This window comes from Streptomyces sp. RKAG293 (assembly GCF_023701745.1).
Classification (GTDB): domain Bacteria; phylum Actinomycetota; class Actinomycetes; order Streptomycetales; family Streptomycetaceae; genus Actinacidiphila.
On record NZ_JAJOZB010000001.1, the window covers coordinates 8,488,694 to 8,506,642 of the forward strand.

General features: G+C 71.8%; 16 protein-coding genes. 2 read left to right on the forward strand and 14 right to left on the reverse strand.

Features of this window, described 5'->3' with window-relative positions:
• Positions 1–17 precede the first annotated feature (17 nt).
• The 6 genes from LNW72_RS37435 to LNW72_RS37460 all read right to left on the reverse strand — a co-directional run bounded on the left by LNW72_RS37435 (position 18) and on the right by LNW72_RS37460 (position 4,537).
• Positions 18–809, reverse strand: coding sequence for a hypothetical protein (locus LNW72_RS37435; RefSeq protein ID WP_250979479.1), 792 nt, complete (start codon positions 807–809; stop codon positions 18–20).
• The gene (locus LNW72_RS37440) at positions 799–1,590 is read right to left on the reverse strand and encodes a hypothetical protein (protein WP_250979480.1); all 792 of its coding nucleotides are present in this window, start codon (positions 1,588–1,590) and stop codon (positions 799–801) included. Before LNW72_RS37440 ends, LNW72_RS37435 begins: the two co-directional genes overlap by 11 nt.
• Positions 1,591–1,624: 34 nt before the next feature.
• Positions 1,625–2,080 carry a hypothetical protein gene (locus LNW72_RS37445; protein ID WP_250979481.1) on the reverse strand — a complete coding sequence of 152 codons (456 nt, stop codon included), beginning with the start codon at positions 2,078–2,080 and terminating at the stop codon, positions 1,625–1,627.
• Complete coding sequence (locus LNW72_RS37450) at positions 2,067–3,062, reverse strand: serine/threonine-protein kinase (protein WP_285369880.1); 996 nt, start codon at positions 3,060–3,062, stop codon at positions 2,067–2,069. The genes LNW72_RS37445 and LNW72_RS37450 overlap by 14 nt, the downstream gene beginning before the upstream one ends.
• A gap of 275 nt (positions 3,063–3,337) precedes the next feature.
• Positions 3,338–4,078, reverse strand: coding sequence for a serine aminopeptidase domain-containing protein (locus LNW72_RS37455; protein WP_250979483.1), 741 nt, complete (start codon positions 4,076–4,078; stop codon positions 3,338–3,340).
• A 225-nt stretch (positions 4,079–4,303) separates the two neighbouring features.
• Positions 4,304–4,537 (reverse strand): hypothetical protein, encoded by a 234-nt coding sequence (locus tag LNW72_RS37460; RefSeq protein WP_250979484.1) that lies wholly within the window; start codon positions 4,535–4,537, stop codon positions 4,304–4,306.
• A gap of 529 nt (positions 4,538–5,066) precedes the next feature.
• Here LNW72_RS37460 and LNW72_RS37465 point away from each other — a divergent pair.
• Both LNW72_RS37465 and LNW72_RS37470 read left to right on the forward strand, forming a co-directional pair.
• Positions 5,067–6,206: an ABC transporter permease gene (locus tag LNW72_RS37465; RefSeq protein ID WP_250979485.1), complete on the forward strand. Its 1,140-nt coding sequence runs from the start codon at positions 5,067–5,069 to the stop codon at positions 6,204–6,206.
• Positions 6,207–6,358: 152 nt separating this feature from the next.
• Positions 6,359–7,051 carry a ribonuclease H gene (locus LNW72_RS37470; RefSeq protein ID WP_250979486.1) on the forward strand — a complete coding sequence of 231 codons (693 nt, stop codon included), beginning with the start codon at positions 6,359–6,361 and terminating at the stop codon, positions 7,049–7,051.
• Between the two features lie 23 nt (positions 7,052–7,074).
• Here LNW72_RS37470 and LNW72_RS37475 read toward each other — a convergent pair whose 3' ends face one another.
• From LNW72_RS37475 to LNW72_RS37510, 8 genes are all read right to left on the reverse strand, one after another.
• Positions 7,075–8,325, reverse strand: coding sequence for a VWA-like domain-containing protein (locus LNW72_RS37475; protein WP_250979487.1), 1,251 nt, complete (start codon positions 8,323–8,325; stop codon positions 7,075–7,077).
• Complete coding sequence (locus LNW72_RS37480) at positions 8,322–9,584, reverse strand: MoxR family ATPase (protein ID WP_250979488.1); 1,263 nt, start codon at positions 9,582–9,584, stop codon at positions 8,322–8,324. Before LNW72_RS37480 ends, LNW72_RS37475 begins: the two co-directional genes overlap by 4 nt.
• A gap of 60 nt (positions 9,585–9,644) precedes the next feature.
• Positions 9,645–11,063 carry a hypothetical protein gene (locus tag LNW72_RS37485; protein ID WP_250979489.1) on the reverse strand — a complete coding sequence of 473 codons (1,419 nt, stop codon included), beginning with the start codon at positions 11,061–11,063 and terminating at the stop codon, positions 9,645–9,647.
• A 208-nt stretch (positions 11,064–11,271) separates the two neighbouring features.
• Positions 11,272–13,626 carry a chitobiase/beta-hexosaminidase C-terminal domain-containing protein gene (locus LNW72_RS37490; RefSeq protein ID WP_250979490.1) on the reverse strand — a complete coding sequence of 785 codons (2,355 nt, stop codon included), beginning with the start codon at positions 13,624–13,626 and terminating at the stop codon, positions 11,272–11,274.
• Between the two features lie 384 nt (positions 13,627–14,010).
• The gene (locus LNW72_RS37495; protein WP_250979491.1) at positions 14,011–14,850 is read right to left on the reverse strand and encodes a class II fructose-bisphosphate aldolase; all 840 of its coding nucleotides are present in this window, start codon (positions 14,848–14,850) and stop codon (positions 14,011–14,013) included.
• Positions 14,828–15,763, reverse strand: coding sequence for a 1-phosphofructokinase family hexose kinase (locus tag LNW72_RS37500; protein WP_250979492.1), 936 nt, complete (start codon positions 15,761–15,763; stop codon positions 14,828–14,830). Before LNW72_RS37500 ends, LNW72_RS37495 begins: the two co-directional genes overlap by 23 nt.
• Complete coding sequence (locus LNW72_RS37505) at positions 15,760–16,776, reverse strand: ROK family protein (protein WP_250979493.1); 1,017 nt, start codon at positions 16,774–16,776, stop codon at positions 15,760–15,762. The genes LNW72_RS37500 and LNW72_RS37505 overlap by 4 nt, the downstream gene beginning before the upstream one ends.
• Entirely contained in the window at positions 16,769–17,746 is a 978-nt protein-coding gene (locus LNW72_RS37510; RefSeq protein ID WP_250979494.1) for an SIS domain-containing protein, read from the reverse strand. Before LNW72_RS37510 ends, LNW72_RS37505 begins: the two co-directional genes overlap by 8 nt.
• Between the last annotated feature and the right edge of the window lie 203 nt (positions 17,747–17,949).

A 17,949-nucleotide genomic window follows, 5' to 3' on the forward strand; every position in this document is an offset into this window, starting at 1 on the left:
CGTCGGTTCTGCCGGGATCAGGATTCCCAGGCGGGCCGCTGGGTCTTGAACTGACTGAAGATCTTCTCGAAAACCTCGTCCCCCGCACCCCTCTGCTCGGCGTTGGCGCTGGCCGACATCATCTGCAGCAGCTCGCGGAACGGGAATCCGTGGAGCCGGGCGTTGAACGTCGGGGCGAAGGCCCGCAGGACCTCCTCGCCCCGGTCGGTGATACCGCCGACGCCGATCGCGTAGAGCCGGAACCGCCGCGCCCGCTGCTCCTCGGTGAGTACCGGGACGACGCGCCGCCAGGCATCGGTGGGATGCCCGGTCGCGTCCGTCGGCAGGCCGTCGGTGACCAGACAGATCTGCGGACGGTAGAACTGCAGGCCGAGCTGGCGCAGTTCGGCCTTGCGGGCGGCGACGATCTGCATCGACAGCTCCAGCGCCTCGGCCATCAACGTGACCCCGGCCGCCTTCAGATGCGGCGGCTGGAACAGGTGCGCGGGGACGAACGGGCTGACCGGGCTGTTGTACGGCAGCAGATTGGGGCCCTGCCAGGCGCTCACCCCGGCGTCGCCGAAGGTGAGGACGGCGACCTCGACGCTGTAGCTGAGGCTGACGTCGTCGTGCAGTTCCCGGGTCCAGTCGCGCAGCGCCTCGTTGAGGGAGGCGATGGGCGCGCCGAGCATCGAGTGCGAGGTGTCCAGACACAGGACGAGCGGGAGGCGCTGCGCGTTGTTCTCGATCTCGATGTCCGCGTACTGGTACGGCAGGGTGCTGGCCTGCTGGTTCACGCGCACGGTCATGGGGTGGGTGTTATCGCGCATGGTCTCTCCGTCGGGTGTCGGCCGGGAAGGCGAGCAGGACGTGCGGGTCGTGCGGGTTGTGGGAATCGTCATGGGGGCCGGGGCGTGCCACGTCGACGGGCTCGCCCGCCCCGGGCGCGGGCTCCGCGGGCTCCGACCACACCGCGCGGAACAGGCACTCGTCGATCTCGACGTACCCCTGCGGGTGCAGGTCGGTGGCGACCGTGGCGCGCCGCAGGTTTCCCGGCCGAGGTGCCCGGCGGCCGCCCGGGAGGTGCGTGGGCACGGTGGGGGCGTGGGATGCCGTCAGGTCGGCGTCGTGGCCGGATGCCGGGGCGTCGCGGTGTGCCGGGGCGTGGGCGGAGTGGCGTCCGGTGCCCGAACGGCGGACGGCGACCGCGAGCAGGGCGAGGAGCACCCCCAGGAGGGCGGTGATGGAACCGATGAGCAGCCAGTTGGTGTGCTCGCCGGCCGACTTCTTCTCGCCCGGGCAGGGGCTCGTGGCACCGGAAGCCGGTTTGGTGGTGGCCGGTTTGCCGGTCGTCGGTTTGCCGCCGGGCGGCTGTCCGGCGGGCGGCGTCGTCTTGGGTGCGGTCACACCGGCGGACGGCGTCACGCACGTCGGCGAGGTGGCCGGGCAGTGCGCCTTCGGGTCGCCGGGCTTCGCCGGGGCCGTCGTGCAGGGCGCCGGCGGGTCGGCGGGTGCCGCTGCCGCCGGCACGGCGGCCGAGAGGCCGAGCAGCAGCACCGCTGTGAGGATCATGGCGATCGGACGACCGCGCTGCGCCGTGTCGGATGGCACGAGAGGCTCCCCAGCTCCTTCTGCTCGCGGATATCTACAGTTCGAAGACGCGGTGGCACCGGGTGAACATCTGGCGTGCGTGCTCGGTCCACTTGGTGGCCAGCACGCCGAACTGCTGATGGGTCATCCGGCAGGTGAGTGGAAGGGTGCAGACACCGGCGAGGCACGGGCCGGGCCCCCGTACGTCCCAGACCGAGAGCATGGGGATCAGCTGCTCGGTGTTCCAGGCGTTGGACGCCGCGGCGGCCAGGGCCAGTTGGTCGGGCTTGAGGATATGACCGTCCGTCATGAAGGCGACCAGCAGATCCCTCGTCGCCATGAACCGCACGGTCACCGGGTGGTCCGAGCCCGCCAGGTCGAACTCCAGCGAGATCGCGGCAGCGTCCTCGGTCGACCGGTAGTGGCTGCGCACCGCCCAGCCGCGTACCAACGTCCGCCAGCTGGACCCGAGCTCCATCTCGCCGGTCGGCGTGGACTCAGAATCCGCCACGGCCCACCGCCTCTGCCACCATGCGGTCGGTCAGCCCGGCATCGAGGAGGGTCTGCGCGTGGAGCAGCAGGCAGGAGGGTACGGACAGCACCGATCCCCGGCTGTGGTTCCGGGCGTTGAGGTCGTCGGTGCGCACCCGGATGCCCTCGGCGACGGCGGGCGGCGGCCACGAGGGGACGGGTGCCGGTGCCGGCTCCGGTGCTTCCGGTGCCGATTCGCGGGGGAGGACCTCGTCCAGCAGCTCGGCAAGGCCCGGCCGGTCCTGCGGGGACTTGGCGAGACAGCGTTCCAGCAGGGGGCGCAGCGCCTCCGGGACGCCGTCCAGCGCGGGCCGCTCATGGATGATCCGGTACATCACGCCGACGCCCGAGCCGAACGGTGCGACCCCGGTCGCGGCGAAGGCCAGCACCGCCCCGAGGGAGAAGACGTCGCTGGCCTGCTTCGCCACCTCGCCCCTGAACTGCTCGGGCGACATGAACGGCGGGGTGCCCATCACCGTTCCCACCTGGGTGATCGTGTTCGCGGCCGCGCCGAACAGCGAGATCCCGAAGTCGATGACCCGGGGGCCGTCCTCGGCCAGCAGGACGTTGGCGGGCTTGAGATCGCGGTGCACGACGCCCGCGGCGTGGATCGCCTGCAACGCCTCGACCAGGCCGGCAGCCATCAGCCGGACCGCCGACTCGGCCAGCGGCCCGTCCGCCCGCACCGCCTCGGCGAGTGACGGGCCGGGGACGTACAGTGTGGCCAGCCACGGTGGATCGCCCTCGGTGTCGGCGTCGACGACGGCCGCGGTGAAGGCCCCGCTGACCGCACGCGCCGCCTCGACCTCCCGGGCGAAACGGAGGCGGAATTCCGCGTCGGAGGCGAACTCGGGACGCACCACTTTGACGGCCAGCGCCCTGCCGCTCGCAGACCTGCCGAGGTACACCCACCCCATGCCGCCCGAGGCGAGCCGACCGACAATGCGGTAAGGCCCCACCATTAGCGGATCACTTATCGGAGTCCGCACTCCGCCCCCTGTTCACGGCTTCCGTCCCTGGCTCGCCACAGGCAGTCCGCGCCCCGCCGTCGTGGTTGCTCAGAGTGTCCCGCAAAACTCATCCGGAAGTTATGGGAACAGTCGGATATTCTCAGGATCCCGCCGTGTTCGGACCGGCATGGGCGTTCGAGCGCGGAGAAAGCCCTTTCCAGGTCCGCCGGTCGAACACCCGACCTGATCCCCGGGCCCCCGCCGGTCCGAGCCGGGCTCGGCGGTGATCAGAACTGAGGACCCGTCGGCAGGTGACGGGTGAAGAACTCGACGGCGTCGGCCGCGACCCGAGCACGTACGGGTGCGTCCGCCGCGTCGTCGTTGGCGAAGGCGTAATGCCCCACGTCCTCGCCGGCGGAGCGGACGTCCGCACCCGGGATGAACTCTCCGTAGCGCAGGGCGTTCTCCGGTCCTGGGGCGTTGTCGTCCGCGCCTCCCCAGCGGATGGCGACGGGGCGGTCGATCCCGGCAAGGCTCTCCTCGTCGACCAGCTGTCCGATGGCGGGACAGATCAGAAACGCCGCGCGGACCTGCGGGAGCGAGGTGTCCACGCCTGACTGCTCGAGCAGCCGCTCCAACATGTCGTCCGGTACCCGGGTGTGCAGGGCCGCGAGCAGGTCGGGGAACTCCGGCAGCGGAGGCACCGGGACGAGTCCCCGGACGACCGCGCGCAGCCGATCCGGTGCGAGCCGCGCGCCGACCATGGCAGCTGCGGTGAAACCGCCGAGGGAGAATCCCGCTGTTCCCACCGGGCCGATATCCCGTTCCCGCTCCAGCTCCCTCAACAGGAAAGCGAGGTCGCGCGGACGTTCCCAGGCGAACACGAACCCCTCGGGCAGGTAGCCGTCCACGGAGTTGTTGCCGTGGTGATCGACACCCGCGACCAGATATCCCGCCTCGGCCAGCGGCTCCGCGAGCCAGGCCAGGTCAAGAGCGCTGCCGCCGGTGCCATGGGAAAGCAACACCACAGGTGGCGGTGTCTGCTGACGCTGCGAGGGTTCCCAGCGGTAGGCGCGGACCGGACGTGGACCGTCGGACTCCCAGCTCGGCCGATCGGGATCGAGAAGCTGATATGTACCGGGCGTGACCATGTTCGGATCCTACGGTGTCCCTCCGGTCTGAGGGGGCGAGACCTGGACGCGGCGCCGGCCGGGGGATCGGTCCCGGCCGGCGTTTCGCGTGGTCCCGCGTGATCAGTGGTCCTTGGTGAGGAATGCGCCGACGAACCGGCGGATCAGCTCGGCGGCGATCAGGGCCGGCAGGGTCGGTGCCGGGAAGGCGATGTCGATGTGGATGCGGGGTGCCAGCTCGGCGCCGAGGATGGCGACGGCGAGAAGCAGGACGAGTGCTCCTCGCAGCCGGAATCCGCGGTGGGGCTGGTGGCGGTGTTCGCAGGTCTGTTGGTCAGTGTGCCTGTGTATTGGCACTCGGCGGTTACCTCCATGGCTCGTTGCCACTCGTCGGCCCTGAATACGTCGGACGGAAGGTTGCAGCCTTCCGCCCGTAGGGCTTCTCAGAAGAATGGGGCGCCGGGGAAAGAGCCGTCCACCGGATATCGCGAATTGACGCCGATCCCCGAGTCCGAAGAGGGGTGTTTCAGCCACGCATGACCGCGGATCGTCGATCGAACCGCCAACACCCCAGGTCGCAGGGGATGGTGGGCATGCGTGACGTATATCGGCCGACCTGCTCGACGGCGGCATCCAAGTGGTTAAGGGCTTGCGCGAAGCAAAATGATCTGCTGACATTGTTGATGAGACCGCGCTGAATCCGGTTCCACCGGATCAATGCCTTGTGCGGCACCCGAGTGGGTGCCGGAGGCCGACAGCGGTCGTTTTTCATGGCTGACCCCGGCCGTTGCCACTCGTCAACAGGGGAACTGCCGGGCTCTGTTGCAGCGGAGGCCGGCCGCGCCGTCAGGGCGTCGTCCTCGGCAATCTGCTGGCGATCCCGGTCATGAGCATCGAGGGCAGCGCCTACGGCACCGGGACCATGACGGTCGCGCCGTGGATCGACATCGCCGTGCCCGCCGTCGCCCTCGCCGCGGTCGTCGCCACCGCGCTGGCCCCCGCCCTGCGCGCCGGGCGGCTGCGTACGGTCGAGGCGATCGCCGTCGGCCGGGCTCCGCGGGCCGGGCGCGGGCGGCTGGTCCGGCAGCTGCTCGGCCGGCTGCCGCTGCCGCGCCCGGTGAGCCTCGGCCTGGCCAACCCCTTCGCCCGGCCCGGGCGGTCGGGCACGATGGCCGCGGCCGTGATCTTCGGAACGGTCGGGGTCACCTTCGGCGTCGGGCTCGCCCTGTCGCTCAACGGCATCGAGAGCGGCCTCGACCAGCGAACGGCCGGCGACGTCCTCGTCCGGACCATGGGTCCGCCCCCCGACGACGCCGGAGGGGGAACGGGGCCGAACAGGGCCGGGAACCTGACCAACGAGGGCCGCACGGCCCCGGTACGGATAGTCGGCGAGGCCCTCGACCTGCGGGACGAAGGGATGAGCATCCTGACCGACAACGCGTCCCTGGCCGGTCTCGGCACCGTCGTCGCCCCGGAGTCGGTCGAGTTCCACATCGACCTCGCGCCGGGCACCGACCCGCAGGGCTATCTGCGGGCGCTCAACACCGCCCTGCAGCCGCTCGGAACCACCGCCGAGCGCAACTCCACACAGACCAGCAGCACGGTGATCGCCATGGACACGCTGGCCGCGCTGCTCACCCTGATGCTCGTCGCGGTGGCGGGCCTGGGCGTACTGAACACGGTCGTACTCGACACCCGCGAACGCGTCCATGACTTCGGGGTGTTCAAGGCCCTGGGCATGTCGCCGCGGCAGACGGTCACGATGGTCATCACCTCGGTCGCCGGGATCGGACTGGTCGCCGGTGTGGTCGGGGTCCCGGTCGGCATCGCGCTGCACGACTACGTGCTGCCGGTGATGGGTGACGCCGCCGGTACGAGGTTCCCGGCGCAGGACCTCGCCGTCTATCACCTTCCGGTGCTGGTCCCGCTCTTCCTGGGCGGACTGGTCATCGCGACCGCGGGCGCGCTGCTCCCCGCCGGATGGGCCGCCGGGACCCGCACCGCGACGGCGCTGCGCACCGAGTAGCCGGTCCCCGGGGGAGGATCCGGAACGCCGGGTCCTCCTCCGGGACTCTCTCCGGGACGGGCAGGGCCGGCGGGGCCGTGGCGGGGAGGACTCGGCCGGCCGGCCGTATGCGCCGTGCTCGGCGGGCGGCGAACACCTGACATCATCAGGGGATGGAACGCGTTATTGGAGCATGTGACGGAGCCGCCAAGGGGAACCCGGGCCCGGCGGCGTGGGCCTTCGTGGTCGCGGACGCCCAGGGACGGCCGCAGCGCTGGCAGGCGGGGCCGCTGGGGCACTCGACGAACAACGTCGGTGAGCTGACGGCGCTCGAGCAGCTCCTGACCGCGACGGATCCGGCCGTGCCCCTGGAGGTCCGGCTGGACTCCACCTACACCCGTGACGCCGCCACCAAGTGGCTGGTCGCCTGGAAGAAGAACGGCTGGAAGACCGCCGCCGGGAAGCCGGTGGCGAACCGGGAGATCATTCAGCGCATCGACGCCCTGCTGACCGGCCGCGACGTCGAGTTCGTGTACGTTCCCGCGCACCAGGTGAACGGGGATCCGCTCAACGCGATCGCCGACAAGGCCGCCAGCGACGCCGCGATCAGCCAGCAGGCGAGCAGCGGTACCGGCGCCGAACTCCCCGTGCCGGATGCCGCGGCCCAGTCCCCGGACGGTCCGCGCTCCGGTCGCAAGGCCGCCGCGTCGAAGCCGCGGACCGGCAAGGCCTCCTCCGGCACCATCGAGGCGAGGTACCCCGGACGGTGCCACTGCTCCGGCTCCTACGCCAAGGGCGAGTTGATCGCCAAGGTGGCGGGCGGCTGGGGCCACGCCGCCTGCGCGGAGGCGGCGGGCAGAAGCTGAGCGCGGCGGGACTCGGCGGGACGTCAGGCAGCCCCGATGTTCACCACGCGTGCCCAGTCGGGCGGGGTGTCCGGTACGTAGTCGGGATCGTCCTGCCGGTCCCAGGACCGGACCGAACGCTGCCGGGGGAACAGACCCACCACCGTCCGGCACGGCGGCCGGGTGCTCGGCCAGGGCGTCTGGCCGTCGGTCAGGACCACGATGACGTCCGGCCGGGACTGCGCCCGGAGCGCCTTGGCGAAACCCGTGCGCAGATCCGTTCCCCCACCGCCCAGCAGTGGGATGCCCTCGCCCTGGCACAGCGGGTGCACGATGCGGGCCGCCGCGTCGCACGGCACCACGGTGATCAGGTCGCGACGGCCGCCCACGGCACGGGAGATCGCGGAGACCTCGAGGAGCGCGCTGCCCAGCTCGGCGTCACTGACCGACGCGGACGTGTCGATGACCACGGAGACCCTGGGCGGTCTGCGCCGGAGGCTCGGCAGCACGGTGCCGGGGACCGCGGTCGAGCGCCGCGACGGCCGGCCGTAGCTGTAGTCCTCGCCCGCGCCGGTACCGGAGGCGGCCGAGCGGACCGCCGCTCCCAGCAACTCCCGCCACGGCTGCGGCGGATGGAAAGCCTCCTCCGCCCACCGTTTCCACCCCTCCGGGGTGTTCCCCGGACGGCCGGTGATGCCCTGCGCCACCCGGAACCGGACCGCGTCCCGTTCCTGCTCGCTGAGGCCGTGCGCGCCGTCCGGCCCCAGGTCCCACTCCCGGTCCAGCCCGTCGGCGCCACTGCCGCAGTCCAGCCAGGCCGCGGCCAGGGTGAGCGGCCCGAGGCTGAACCGGGGGAGATAGTCCTCCATGAGCTTGCCTTCCGGCAGCCCCAAGGAGCCCGGTTCGACGGCACCTTCGGGCCGGACCAGTCCGTCGCCGAACGCGTCGTCGTTGATCTCGCAGTCCGCGGCGATGTTCATCCGCAGCCGTTCCCCGGGGCCGGTGAGTCCTTGCTCCCGCGCGACCCGGTCGCTGCGCCCGTGGTGGTCGCGCAGGAGGTGCGAGACCTCGTGCACCCACACCCCTGCCAGCTCCTCCACCGGCGTCCGGTCCACGAACCCCGGCGAGATGTAGCACCGCCAGTGCCGGTCGACGGCCATGGTGGGTACCCGTTGCGACTCGACGGGGTGCAGGGCGAACAGGGCGGTCGCCAGGTACGGCCGGGCCCGGGCGGCGTGCAGCCGGGCCGTGAAGAGTTTGTCGAGGTCCAGGGTCCCCGTCGCGTCCGGGATCACCGGCCGACCTTCGTGGTGACCGAGGCCCGGGCCGCCGCCTCGTCCGCCCGCCGGGACATGGTCACCGCTCCGGCGAGCCCCTCGATCGACGCCGGAACGTCCCAGTCCTCCCGGCGCAAGGCCGCGAGCGTGGCAGCGGGGACGACCACCAGGTCCGGGGCCCCGGTCTCCACCGCCCGGGCCAGGATCTCCCACGCCGCGTTCCAGCGGGACTTCTCGGGGCGCTTGCGGACCGAGTCCACCACGCCGTCGAGCACGGCCTGGCGCAGATCTCCCCGCTCGGGCAGCACGGCACTCGCGGGGTCGGCGAGCAGCGTCTCGGGGTCCGGGAGGTCCATCCGGTCCAGGCTCGCCAGCAGCTCCAGCCCCGGACCGTCTCCCACGGTGCCTCTCACCAGCAGGGAGAGCACCTCCCGGGAGGAGCCGGCCGCGGTCGCGAAGGCGATGAGGCACAGCGTCATCTCCCAGCTCCGGGGTGACGGCCAGGCACCGCCACGGCGCGTTTCACTGCTGGGCAGCCGGTGCACGAGCGCGGGGCGGGCGGACAGCAGCCCGCACACCGCGCGACGGGCGAAGTCCACGGCCTCCGGCAGCCTTTCCGGGTCGAGCAGCGGCAGGGTCGCCCGGGGCCAGGTCCCGCCCAGACCGCGCACCACGACCTCGTGGTCGTGGGTCCAGTGAAGGTGGACGAAACGGTTGGCCAGCGGCGGGCTCAGCTCCCAGCCGTCGGCGGCCGAGGACCGCGGATTGGCGGCGGCCACGATCCTGACCCCGGGAGGCAGTTGCAGGGAGCCGATCCGCCGCTCCAGCACGAGGCGGAGCAGGGCGGCCTGAACGGCCGGCGGCGCGGTGGACAGTTCGTCCAGGAACAGCAGTCCCCGGCCCGCCCGGACCAGGCGTACGGCCCAGTCCGGCGGGGCCATCGGGACCCCCTGCTCCGCGGGATCATCTCCGATGACGGGCAGCCCGGAGAAGTCCGACGGCTCGTGCACGCTGGCGATCACGGTGGTCAGCGGCAGGTCCAGCGCCGCGGCGAGCTGCGTCAGGGCCGCGGTCTTGCCGATCCCCGGCTCACCCCACAGGAGGACGGGCAGGTCGGCGGCCACCGCAAGCGTCAGGGCCTCCAGCTGGTTGTCGGGGCGCGGTTCGGTGGTCGCGTCGCGCAGCAGCGTCAGCAGGTCGCCTGCGACGTCGAGTTGGGGGGTGCGAACCGGGTCGGAGAGGGTGTCGGTGGCAGCGAACGGCGTGGATGTGGGCATGGTGGATCACCTTTGGGTTCGTGAGGGGTCGAGCGGGGACGGGGAGGGCGATCCCCGAGGTCAGCGGGGGGTCGTGTGCCGCGGGTGGGAGCGGTTGTCACGGGGACGTTCCGGGTTCGGCGGAATGCGGCCGGGACCGGGGCCGATCAGCCCTGACCTGTACAGCCCGTAGGTGATCCGCCGCTGCGCCGCCGTCTCCAGTTCGTCGCGCAGCGCGCCGGCCCGCAGCAGTGCGTCGGGGCCCAACAGGCCCTCGACGACGGCCAGCGCACCGGCGGTGTCGCCGTGGTCCAGGCGTTCGCGGACTCCGGTGAGGCAGTCAGGACGGCGGTGCGCCGCATCGATGGCCTGCAGGCAGGGAAGCGGGGTGCCGGTCAGGGCGACCAGCAGCTCCTCCCGCCGGATCTCGGCCGGGTCGTGATCCAGCGGGGCCAGTACCCCGTCGACCAGGGCGATCCGGTGCTGAGTTCCCCGGCACTCCACGAGGCGCGGTCGTCCCGGCCGGTGCGGAGACGGGGACGGCCCGGCCGGCGCATGATCCGGTACCAGTGCCGAGGCGACCAGCGGATGCAGCCGGTCGACCTCGATCGAACCGCTGCGGATCAGTTCCAGGTCGGGTGGCACCCAGGCCGCCGCGTCGGGCAGGACCGGCAGCGTCGGATCCCCGCCGTCCAGGGACGCCGCCGCGATCCGCAGTGCGGGCGGCCCGCCGCGGTCCCTGTCGGCGACCAGGTCCAGGACCAACCGGTGCCGGCCCCTGAACCGCACGGCGACGGGACCTGTGGGTCTCCCGTCGGCGTGGAGCAGGATCCCGGCCTCGGCTGCCCACCGGTCGACGGCGCAGTGCCGCGGAGGCAACACGGCCTCCGGCAACTCCGTTGCCAGTACGTCGAGTTCCGGTACGGGGCGGCCGTCAGAGGTCCACCGGTCGGCCCCGGACCGGATCCGCAGTTCACCGGTCCTGCGCGCGTCCCACAGATGGCGGTGCAGGTCGAGGCGGAACCGCCGGTTGGGATGGGGATGCGGATGGCGGGCGGCACCGGCCCCGGAGTGGGATCCGTCCCACAGCGCGAGGCTGATCCGCTGACCCGCGTCCGCCCAGGCCGGCGGAGTCCGGGCCACGAGGTACAGCGGCCGTGCGCCGTTGCGCCCCGGGTCGTCGTACCGAGCCAGGGCCATGGTCAGGCCCGGGCGCAGCAGCCCGTTGGGGGCGATCCGCGGCAGGTGCCAGCGCAGCAGGTCAGGGGCCAGATGGCGGAGATCGGAACGGACCCGTGCCGCGAGTTCGTGGCCATGAGTGCGCGCCAAGGAACGCAGACGGAGATCGACATCGATGCCTGCGGCAGCGCAGGCGCCTGCCCAGTCCCCGGCACGACGGCGGGCGGTCGCAGTCTCGATCATGGACGGCGGCACGGCGAACTCGCGCACGCGCAGCCAGAGGGTAAGGCGGGAATCCCTGTTCGCGGTCTCAGTGAGCATCAGCACTCACCTTGCGCGGACGGGTCCCCCAATCTGTGAACAGAGTGAGTCATCATCGCGGTGATCGTAGCGCCCCTCACCACGATCTGCCAGCTCCTTCCGGTCCGGGTCGAAATCCGGTCGGTTGACGCGAAAGCGGCCCCGGCGCCCCTCGCGCATCCGCGAAGGGCCCCGGGGCCGGGTTCCGTGTCAGGTCACCGCCGCAGGGTCACGGGTAGGCGACCACATTGCTGGGAGTGGTGTTCGAGGCGGTCAACGCCCCTGTGTCGTTGATGACATGGGTGATGGTGCCCACGCCGCCGAGCGACACGGTCAGCGCGTCATGGAACCGCACACCCGGGGTGTTGGGCACCTCGAAGGCGTGGTAACTGTTCACCGCCGGATTGACGTTGAAGTAGCAGTAGCTGCCGAGCCCCCACGCCTCGTGCGTGGTGACGCCCGCGCCCACCTTGTACGCCGCGTACCCGTTGACCCCTGCCGCGCTCATCCACGCGGCCTGGTTCGGCACGTCGTACGGCATCTCGTTCTGGAAGAAGATCGTCTTGCCGTTCTGGCCGTTCCAGACGACCTCGTGCTTCTGGTAGTGCTCGACGAACAGCCCGGTCGCCAGCACGCTTCCGCCGTTGACGATCACTCCGGTGTCCGCCGTGTTGGTCGTCCAGCCGATGGTGCCCGCGTTGCCGTGGTCGGCCCGCCAGGCCCAGATGTGGTCGATGATCGTGTTGTTGCTGTTGACGATCAGGCTGGTCGTGGCCTTGCCGGCGATCTGGCCGCCGATCCGGAAGAACACGTCCTGGATGGTCGTCGGGTTGCCCGCGTGGTTGGCGGACGATCCGGCCGGCCCGACGGTCAGCAGCGCCGCCGAGTTGGTGGTGCCGGCGTCGATCAGCAGGCCCTTGAGACGGACTCCGTCCACGTCGGCGACCTGGATCGCGTTGACGCCGTTGTCCGGAACGAAGGTCGGGTAGCCGATGCCGAGGACGACGGTGTCGGCCCGGTTGATGTTGAGCGTCTGGTTCAGGTGGTAGACGCCCGGGGTGACGAACAGGTTGCAGCCCTGCGAGAGCGCGTTGTTGATGGTCGCGGCGGTGTCCCCCGCCTTGACCACGTAGAACTGGCTCATCGGCTGCGAGGTGCCGGCAGTGCTGCCGTTCGCCCAGCTCGCGCCGGAGGCGTTGGTCCGCAGCGACGGGAGGAACACCCGGTACTTGCCGGTGCCGTCGACGTACAGGTACGGCACGTCACGGGAGACGGGGGTGGTGGCCAGGGTGGTCTCGGGCGGGTTGGGGAAGGTGTTCGCCGGAGCGCCGGTGGTGCCGGAGAAGACCATGTTCCACACGCCGCCGGCCCAGCTGCCCAGGTTGCTGTCCCGGGTGTACCACTGCTGCTGCGAGATGGACGCGGCCTGGCCGCTGACCTTGGTGTCGGCGACATAGCCGCCGCTGGCCCAGCCGTAACTGGCCGGGTAGAGCTGCAGATCGCCGTGGACGTCGATCCGGCGGAACGGGGCGGCCTGGGCGACGGCCCAGCGGTTGCCGCCGACCGGGTTGATCGCCAGGTTCTCGGCCGAACGCCAGAAGTTCTGCGTCGCGTTGCCCGCGTCGGAGGCGTTGAAGGCGTCCACGGTGACGTGACCGTTGATCGTCACGTCGTCCGGGTTCTGCCCGAGGCCGGCCACCGAGGTGTAGAAGCCGACGTTGTCGTTGACGGCGTACGTGCCCGGCTTGAAGAGCTGTGCCACCCGGTTCGAGCTGAACTGCGCGGTGTTGGTGTCCTTCATCTGGGCGAACTGCGCGTCGAGCTGCGCCTGGATGGTGGCGCTGGACATGCTGGGGTCGTAGATGTGGACGTTCGGGCCGAAGTTCGGCGTGTCCGACTGCGTGGGGCAGCCGGCCGAGGCGCCGATCGTGTAGGTCGCGCTGGCCACGGCGGAGTCGGTGAGGCCGGACTTGACGGCGACGGCCTTGACGGTGGTGGTGGCCGTGACGCTGATCGGCGCGCTGTACAGCGCCGACGTGGCGGTGGGGGTGGAGCCGTCACGGGTGTAGTGGATGCTCGCGCCGGCGGTCGCGTCCGCGAGCGTCACGCTCTGGGCGGACGTGTAGCTGCCACCCGCCGGATTGAAGGTCGGGGTGGCCACCGAACCGGTGCCGCCACCGCCCTGGGTGTACGTGAAGTGGGGCGTGTCGTACTGCGGCCCGCTCTTCTCGTAGGTGAACCAGTACTCCAGGACCGACCCGTTGGTGAGTGAGCCCACGGTCTGGGTCCAGGTGCCCGCGCTGTTGGTCATACGGACGTTCTGCTGGCCGGCGCTGTTGGCGACGTAGTGCACATCGACGTAGAGCGCGGCCGTGGTCGGCGTGAAGGAGATCTGTGCCTGCGTGGTGCTCAGTTGCGTGACGCTCTGGGTGTAGTCGGGCGCGGCCGCCGAGGCGGGACCGGCGAGCCGGCTGAGGCCGAGCAGCCCGGTCAGCACGAGCACGAGTGCACTCAGGAAGGCGACGCTGCGCTGGTGGAGACGTGGTGGCGGACGCATGCGGCCGGAAAGGGCGGTGCTGCGCATGGGTGGGGGGTCCTTTCGCCTGGTTTCGTGAAGTGAACACCGAGTCGGCGCGGAAGAAAGGTGAAGGCGGTCTCGAAACTGCGGATTAGAGTTACGTAAGACCAACTGACCTTTGATTCAACCTATTGAAAACGCTCTCAATCTACGGATCGCCGAGACACTGGATCTGTTTAGGCAGTGTTGAGTGGCAGCGGCGAGCCGTCAAGACGATGCGCAGAATTCAACTCTTGAACGCCAACTCCGGCGAGGTGGGCCGATGTTCGGCCACGGGCGTCATCACTTCACGGGTCGGGCGAGGGAGATCAGGTCCCCGGTCGGGTCGAGGGGCTCGGACCCACCGGTCGGGTCGAAGGGCTCAGGACCGACCGGTGGGGTCGAGCGGGCTCAGGCCCCGCCGGCCAGAACGCGCAGCAGGCGGGCGACCTCCACCGCGACCGCGTCGCGGGCCGGGCCGAGGTACTTGCGGGTGTCGGAGACGCCGGGATCGGCGTCGAGGTACGTCCGGACCGCCCGGGTGAACGTCTTGTTGAGGTGGGTGGAGATGTTGACCTTCGTCATTCCCGCCGCCACCGCGCGGATGAGGTCCGCGTCGCCGACTCCGGAGGAGCCGTGCAGGACGAGCGGGACGCTGACGGCGTCGCGCAGCCGGGTGATCAGCTCGAAGTCGAGGACGGCGTCGCGGGTGTGCATCGCGTGGGAGCTGCCCACCGCCACGGCGAGCGCGTCGACTCCGGTGGCGGCGACGAACTCCCGCGCTTCATCCGGGTCGGTGCGGACGCCCGGAGCATGGGCGCCGTCCTTGCCGCCGACCTCGCCGAGCTCGGCCTCGACCCACACCTTCCGGCTGTGGCAGTGCGCCGTGATCTCCCGGGTGGCGGCGACGTTCTCGGCGTAGGGGAGCTTGGCACCGTCGAACATGACCGAGGTGAAGCCGAGTTCCACCGCCTCGCGCACGAGGACCGCCGATTCCGCGTGGTCGAGATGGACGGCCACCGGAACGCTCGCGGCCCGCGCGATGGCCAGCGAGGCGAGGGCGATCGGTTCGAGGGCGCCGTGGTAGCGGGCGGTGTTCTCGCTGATCTGCAGGATCACCGGAAGCCCGGCCGCCTCGGCGCCGGCGACGATCGCCTCAGCGTGCTCCAACTGGACGACGTTGAACGCGCCCAGGCCCGCGACCCTTCCGGCCGCGTCGTCGGCGATCTCATGGGTGGGTGCGAGCGGCATGGACTTCCTCCACAGGAACGGCGGTACGGAAACGGCGGTAGGCGTCGGCGTCGAAGTCGCCCGCCGTGGGACGCAGGACGGCGGCGGCCGACAGGGCGACGGCCTCGCACAGGACGGCGGGCCACGGTGCCCCGGTGGCGAGCCCGGCTGCGAGCGCTGCGACGCACGCGTCGCCCGCCCCCGTCGGGTTGCCGGTCAGCCGCTCGGGCGGCGTGGCCCGCCAGGAGCCCTGCGGGGTGATCGCGTGCAGTCCGTCGGGACCGCGGGAGGCCACGACGGTACGCGCGCCCATCGCCCGCAGGCCGGCCGCGGCGGCCGCGACGTCCTCGAGGCCGGTGACGGCGGCGAGTTCATCGGCGTTGGGTTTGACGACGTCGGGGCCGGCGGCCAGCGCGGCGCGCAGCGCGGGTCCGCTCGTGTCCAGGACCGTGGCGACGCCTTCCCCGCGGGCCAGGGTGACGAGGTGTGCGTACGCGTCGGCGGGCAGGCCCGGCGGAAGGCTGCCGGCGAGCACCACCACGTCGGCGTCACGCAGCAGCCGCGTGTACCGCGCGGTGAAGGCCGCCCACTCGGCGGGCGTCACGGACGGTCCGGTCTCGTTGAACACGGTGGCGTCACCGTCCTCGCGGGAGACGATCGTCACGGTGCGCCGTGACTCGCCCGCGACGGGAACCAGTTCGTCCCGCAGTCCGGCCGTCCGCAGTTCGCCGCGCAGCCGGTCGCCGGTGTCACCGCCGCAGAGCCCGGTCACGACCGCGGGCCGGCCCAGCGTGGACAGCACCCGGGCGACGTTGACGCCCTTGCCGCCGGCGCGCTCGTGGACGGTGTCGACACGGTGCGAGGTGCGGGGCACGAGACGGTCGACGAAGTACGTGACGTCGAGCGCCGCGTTGAGCGTGACGGTCAGGATCACCGTGACCCGACCCCCGCGGAACCGGCGGTGGCGCCGCGCATGGCGAACTCCCCGTCCGCCGTACCCGAACCGGCGCCGCGCGTCGCGGCGTCCACGGCCTGCCACGCGTACAGTCCGGCGCCCAGGCAGCCGGCCATGTCGCCCAGGGCCGCCCGCACGACGGCCGGCCGGCGCTGGAACGTCAGCCGCTGGGTCAGCCGGGCACGGACCGGCTTCAGCAGAGTGTCGCCCGCCTGGGCGAGGCCGCCGCCGAGGACGACGAGTTCGGGGCCGAGCAGCGAGGACGCGGTCGCCAGGGCCGAGGTGAGCGCGTCGACCGCGTGGTCCCAGACCGCCACGGCGTCGGCGTCGCCCTGCGCCACGAGCGCCGCGACCTCGTCGGCGCCCTGGACGGCACGGCCGGACCGTGCGGTGAAGGCCGCCCTGATCGCGGCGGCCGAGGCCACCGTCTCCAGGCAACCACGGCCGCCGCACTGGCACTTCACGCCACCGGGATCGACGACCACATGGCCGAGTTCGCCGGCGTGACCGCCGGCCCGGACGGGCCGCCCGTCGCTGATGACGGCGGCGGCGATGCCGGTGCCGATGGCCACGAAAAGCACATCGCGGGCGCCGCGGGCCGCCCCCAGGACGCACTCGGCGAGCCCGCCGGCGCGGACGTCGTGCCCCAGCGTCACCGGGAGCGCGGTGCGCCGTTCGAGCAGGTTCGCGAGCGGGAGGTCGCGCCAGCCGATGTTGGCGGAGTAGACGGCGTTCGAGAGGTCCTCGTCGACATGGCCGGGGACGACCACGCCGACCCTGCGGACCCGCAGTCCCTCGTCGCGGGCCTGCTGCGCGAGGGCCCGGATCGTCTCGGTGATGACGTCCACCACCGCTTCCGGTCCGGCGGCCCGGGGGGTGGGCCGGCGCACGGTGGACAGCAGCAGTTCCCGGTCGAGAAGCGCGCCCTTGATACCGGTGCCGCCGACGTCCAGGGCGATCACGCACTCCCCGGCGTCGTGTCCCTCACGCATGGCGGCCCTCCAGTACGACGGAGCGGGTGAGGTTGCGCGGCCGGTCCGGGTCGTAGCCGCGGGCCTCGGCGATGGTCACGGCCAGCCGCTGGGCGCGCACGAGGTCGGCCAGCGGGTCGAGCTCCCCGGCCCCGGCCCCGGCCTGGGTCTGGGTCTGGGTCTGGGAGTGAGCGACGAGCGTGCCGCCGACCCGGGCGACGTCGCCCTCGAGGCCCTGCGGCAGCGTGCCGAACATCCACGTCACGCGCCCGGGTCCGGTGATGCTGATCGGGCCGTGCCGGTACTCCATGGCGGGGTACGCCTCGGTCCACGCGCCCGCCGCCTCGCGCATCTTCAGCCCGGCCTCCAGCGCCAGACCGTACGTCCAGCCGCTGCCGAGGAAGGTGAACTGCTCGGCTCCGCACACCTCGGCGGCCAGCGGCTCCGAGACGGCCCGCTCGGCGTCCCGGGCGGCCTCAGCGACGGAACGCACCCCCGGCGGCAGCGCGCCCTCGGCCTCCAGATGGGCGCGGAGCAGGGCGAGCACGGTGGTGGCGAACCGGGTCTGTACGACCGACTCCTCATCGGCGTAGTCCAGGACCACCAGGGAGTCGGCCGCGGTCAGCACGGGAGTCGCGGGATCGGCGGTGATCGCGGTCGTGGGCACACCGGCGGCGCGCGCCCGGCCGAGCAGGTCCAGCACCTCGGTCGTGGTGCCGGAACGGGTGATCGCGAGGATCCGGTCGTAGCGGCGCCCGACCGGGAACTCCGAGGCGGCGAAGGCGTCGGTCTCGCCGTGGCCGCCGCTCTCGCGCAGCTCAGCGTAGGACTGCGCCATGAACCAGGAGGTACCGCAGCCGACGACCGCCACGCGCTCGCCCCGGCGGGGGAGTGCGGGGGCATGGGCGGGGAGCGACCGGGCCGCCTGCCGCCAGCAGGCGGGCTGGGTGGCTATCTCGACGGACGTACGGGAGGGGGTGGCGCTGGGCATACGACGCTTCCTTCAGAGGTGGTGAGGCGGCACTCGGCGTGGAGCTGATCGAAGATGATTCAATGATGCACCATTCGAGCAAATATGAGCGACCGGTCTGGTCTCGCGGAGTATTCACGAGCCCGGCGGCCAGGTCCAGTCGCTGTTACCCGAATGTTGCGAATCGGCAGGTAAGGAGTACTTGCCGGCCAAGTGGAGCGGTG

Coding starts and splice junctions, on each gene's coding strand:
- LNW72_RS37435 (WP_250979479.1), bottom strand. CDS start 809: ATGCGCGATAACACCCACCCCATGACCGTGCGCGTGAACCAGCAGGCC.
- LNW72_RS37450 (WP_285369880.1), bottom strand. CDS start 3,062: ATGGTGGGGCCTTACCGCATTGTCGGTCGGCTCGCCTCGGGCGGCATG.
- LNW72_RS37465 (WP_250979485.1), top strand. CDS start 5,067: ATGAGCATCGAGGGCAGCGCCTACGGCACCGGGACCATGACGGTCGCG.
- LNW72_RS37470 (WP_250979486.1), top strand. CDS start 6,359: ATGGAACGCGTTATTGGAGCATGTGACGGAGCCGCCAAGGGGAACCCG.
- LNW72_RS37480 (WP_250979488.1), bottom strand. CDS start 9,584: ATGCCCACATCCACGCCGTTCGCTGCCACCGACACCCTCTCCGACCCG.
- LNW72_RS37485 (WP_250979489.1), bottom strand. CDS start 11,063: ATGCTCACTGAGACCGCGAACAGGGATTCCCGCCTTACCCTCTGGCTG.
- LNW72_RS37490 (WP_250979490.1), bottom strand. CDS start 13,626: ATGCGCAGCACCGCCCTTTCCGGCCGCATGCGTCCGCCACCACGTCTC.
- LNW72_RS37495 (WP_250979491.1), bottom strand. CDS start 14,850: ATGCCGCTCGCACCCACCCATGAGATCGCCGACGACGCGGCCGGAAGG.
- LNW72_RS37505 (WP_250979493.1), bottom strand. CDS start 16,776: ATGCGTGAGGGACACGACGCCGGGGAGTGCGTGATCGCCCTGGACGTC.
- LNW72_RS37510 (WP_250979494.1), bottom strand. CDS start 17,746: ATGCCCAGCGCCACCCCCTCCCGTACGTCCGTCGAGATAGCCACCCAG.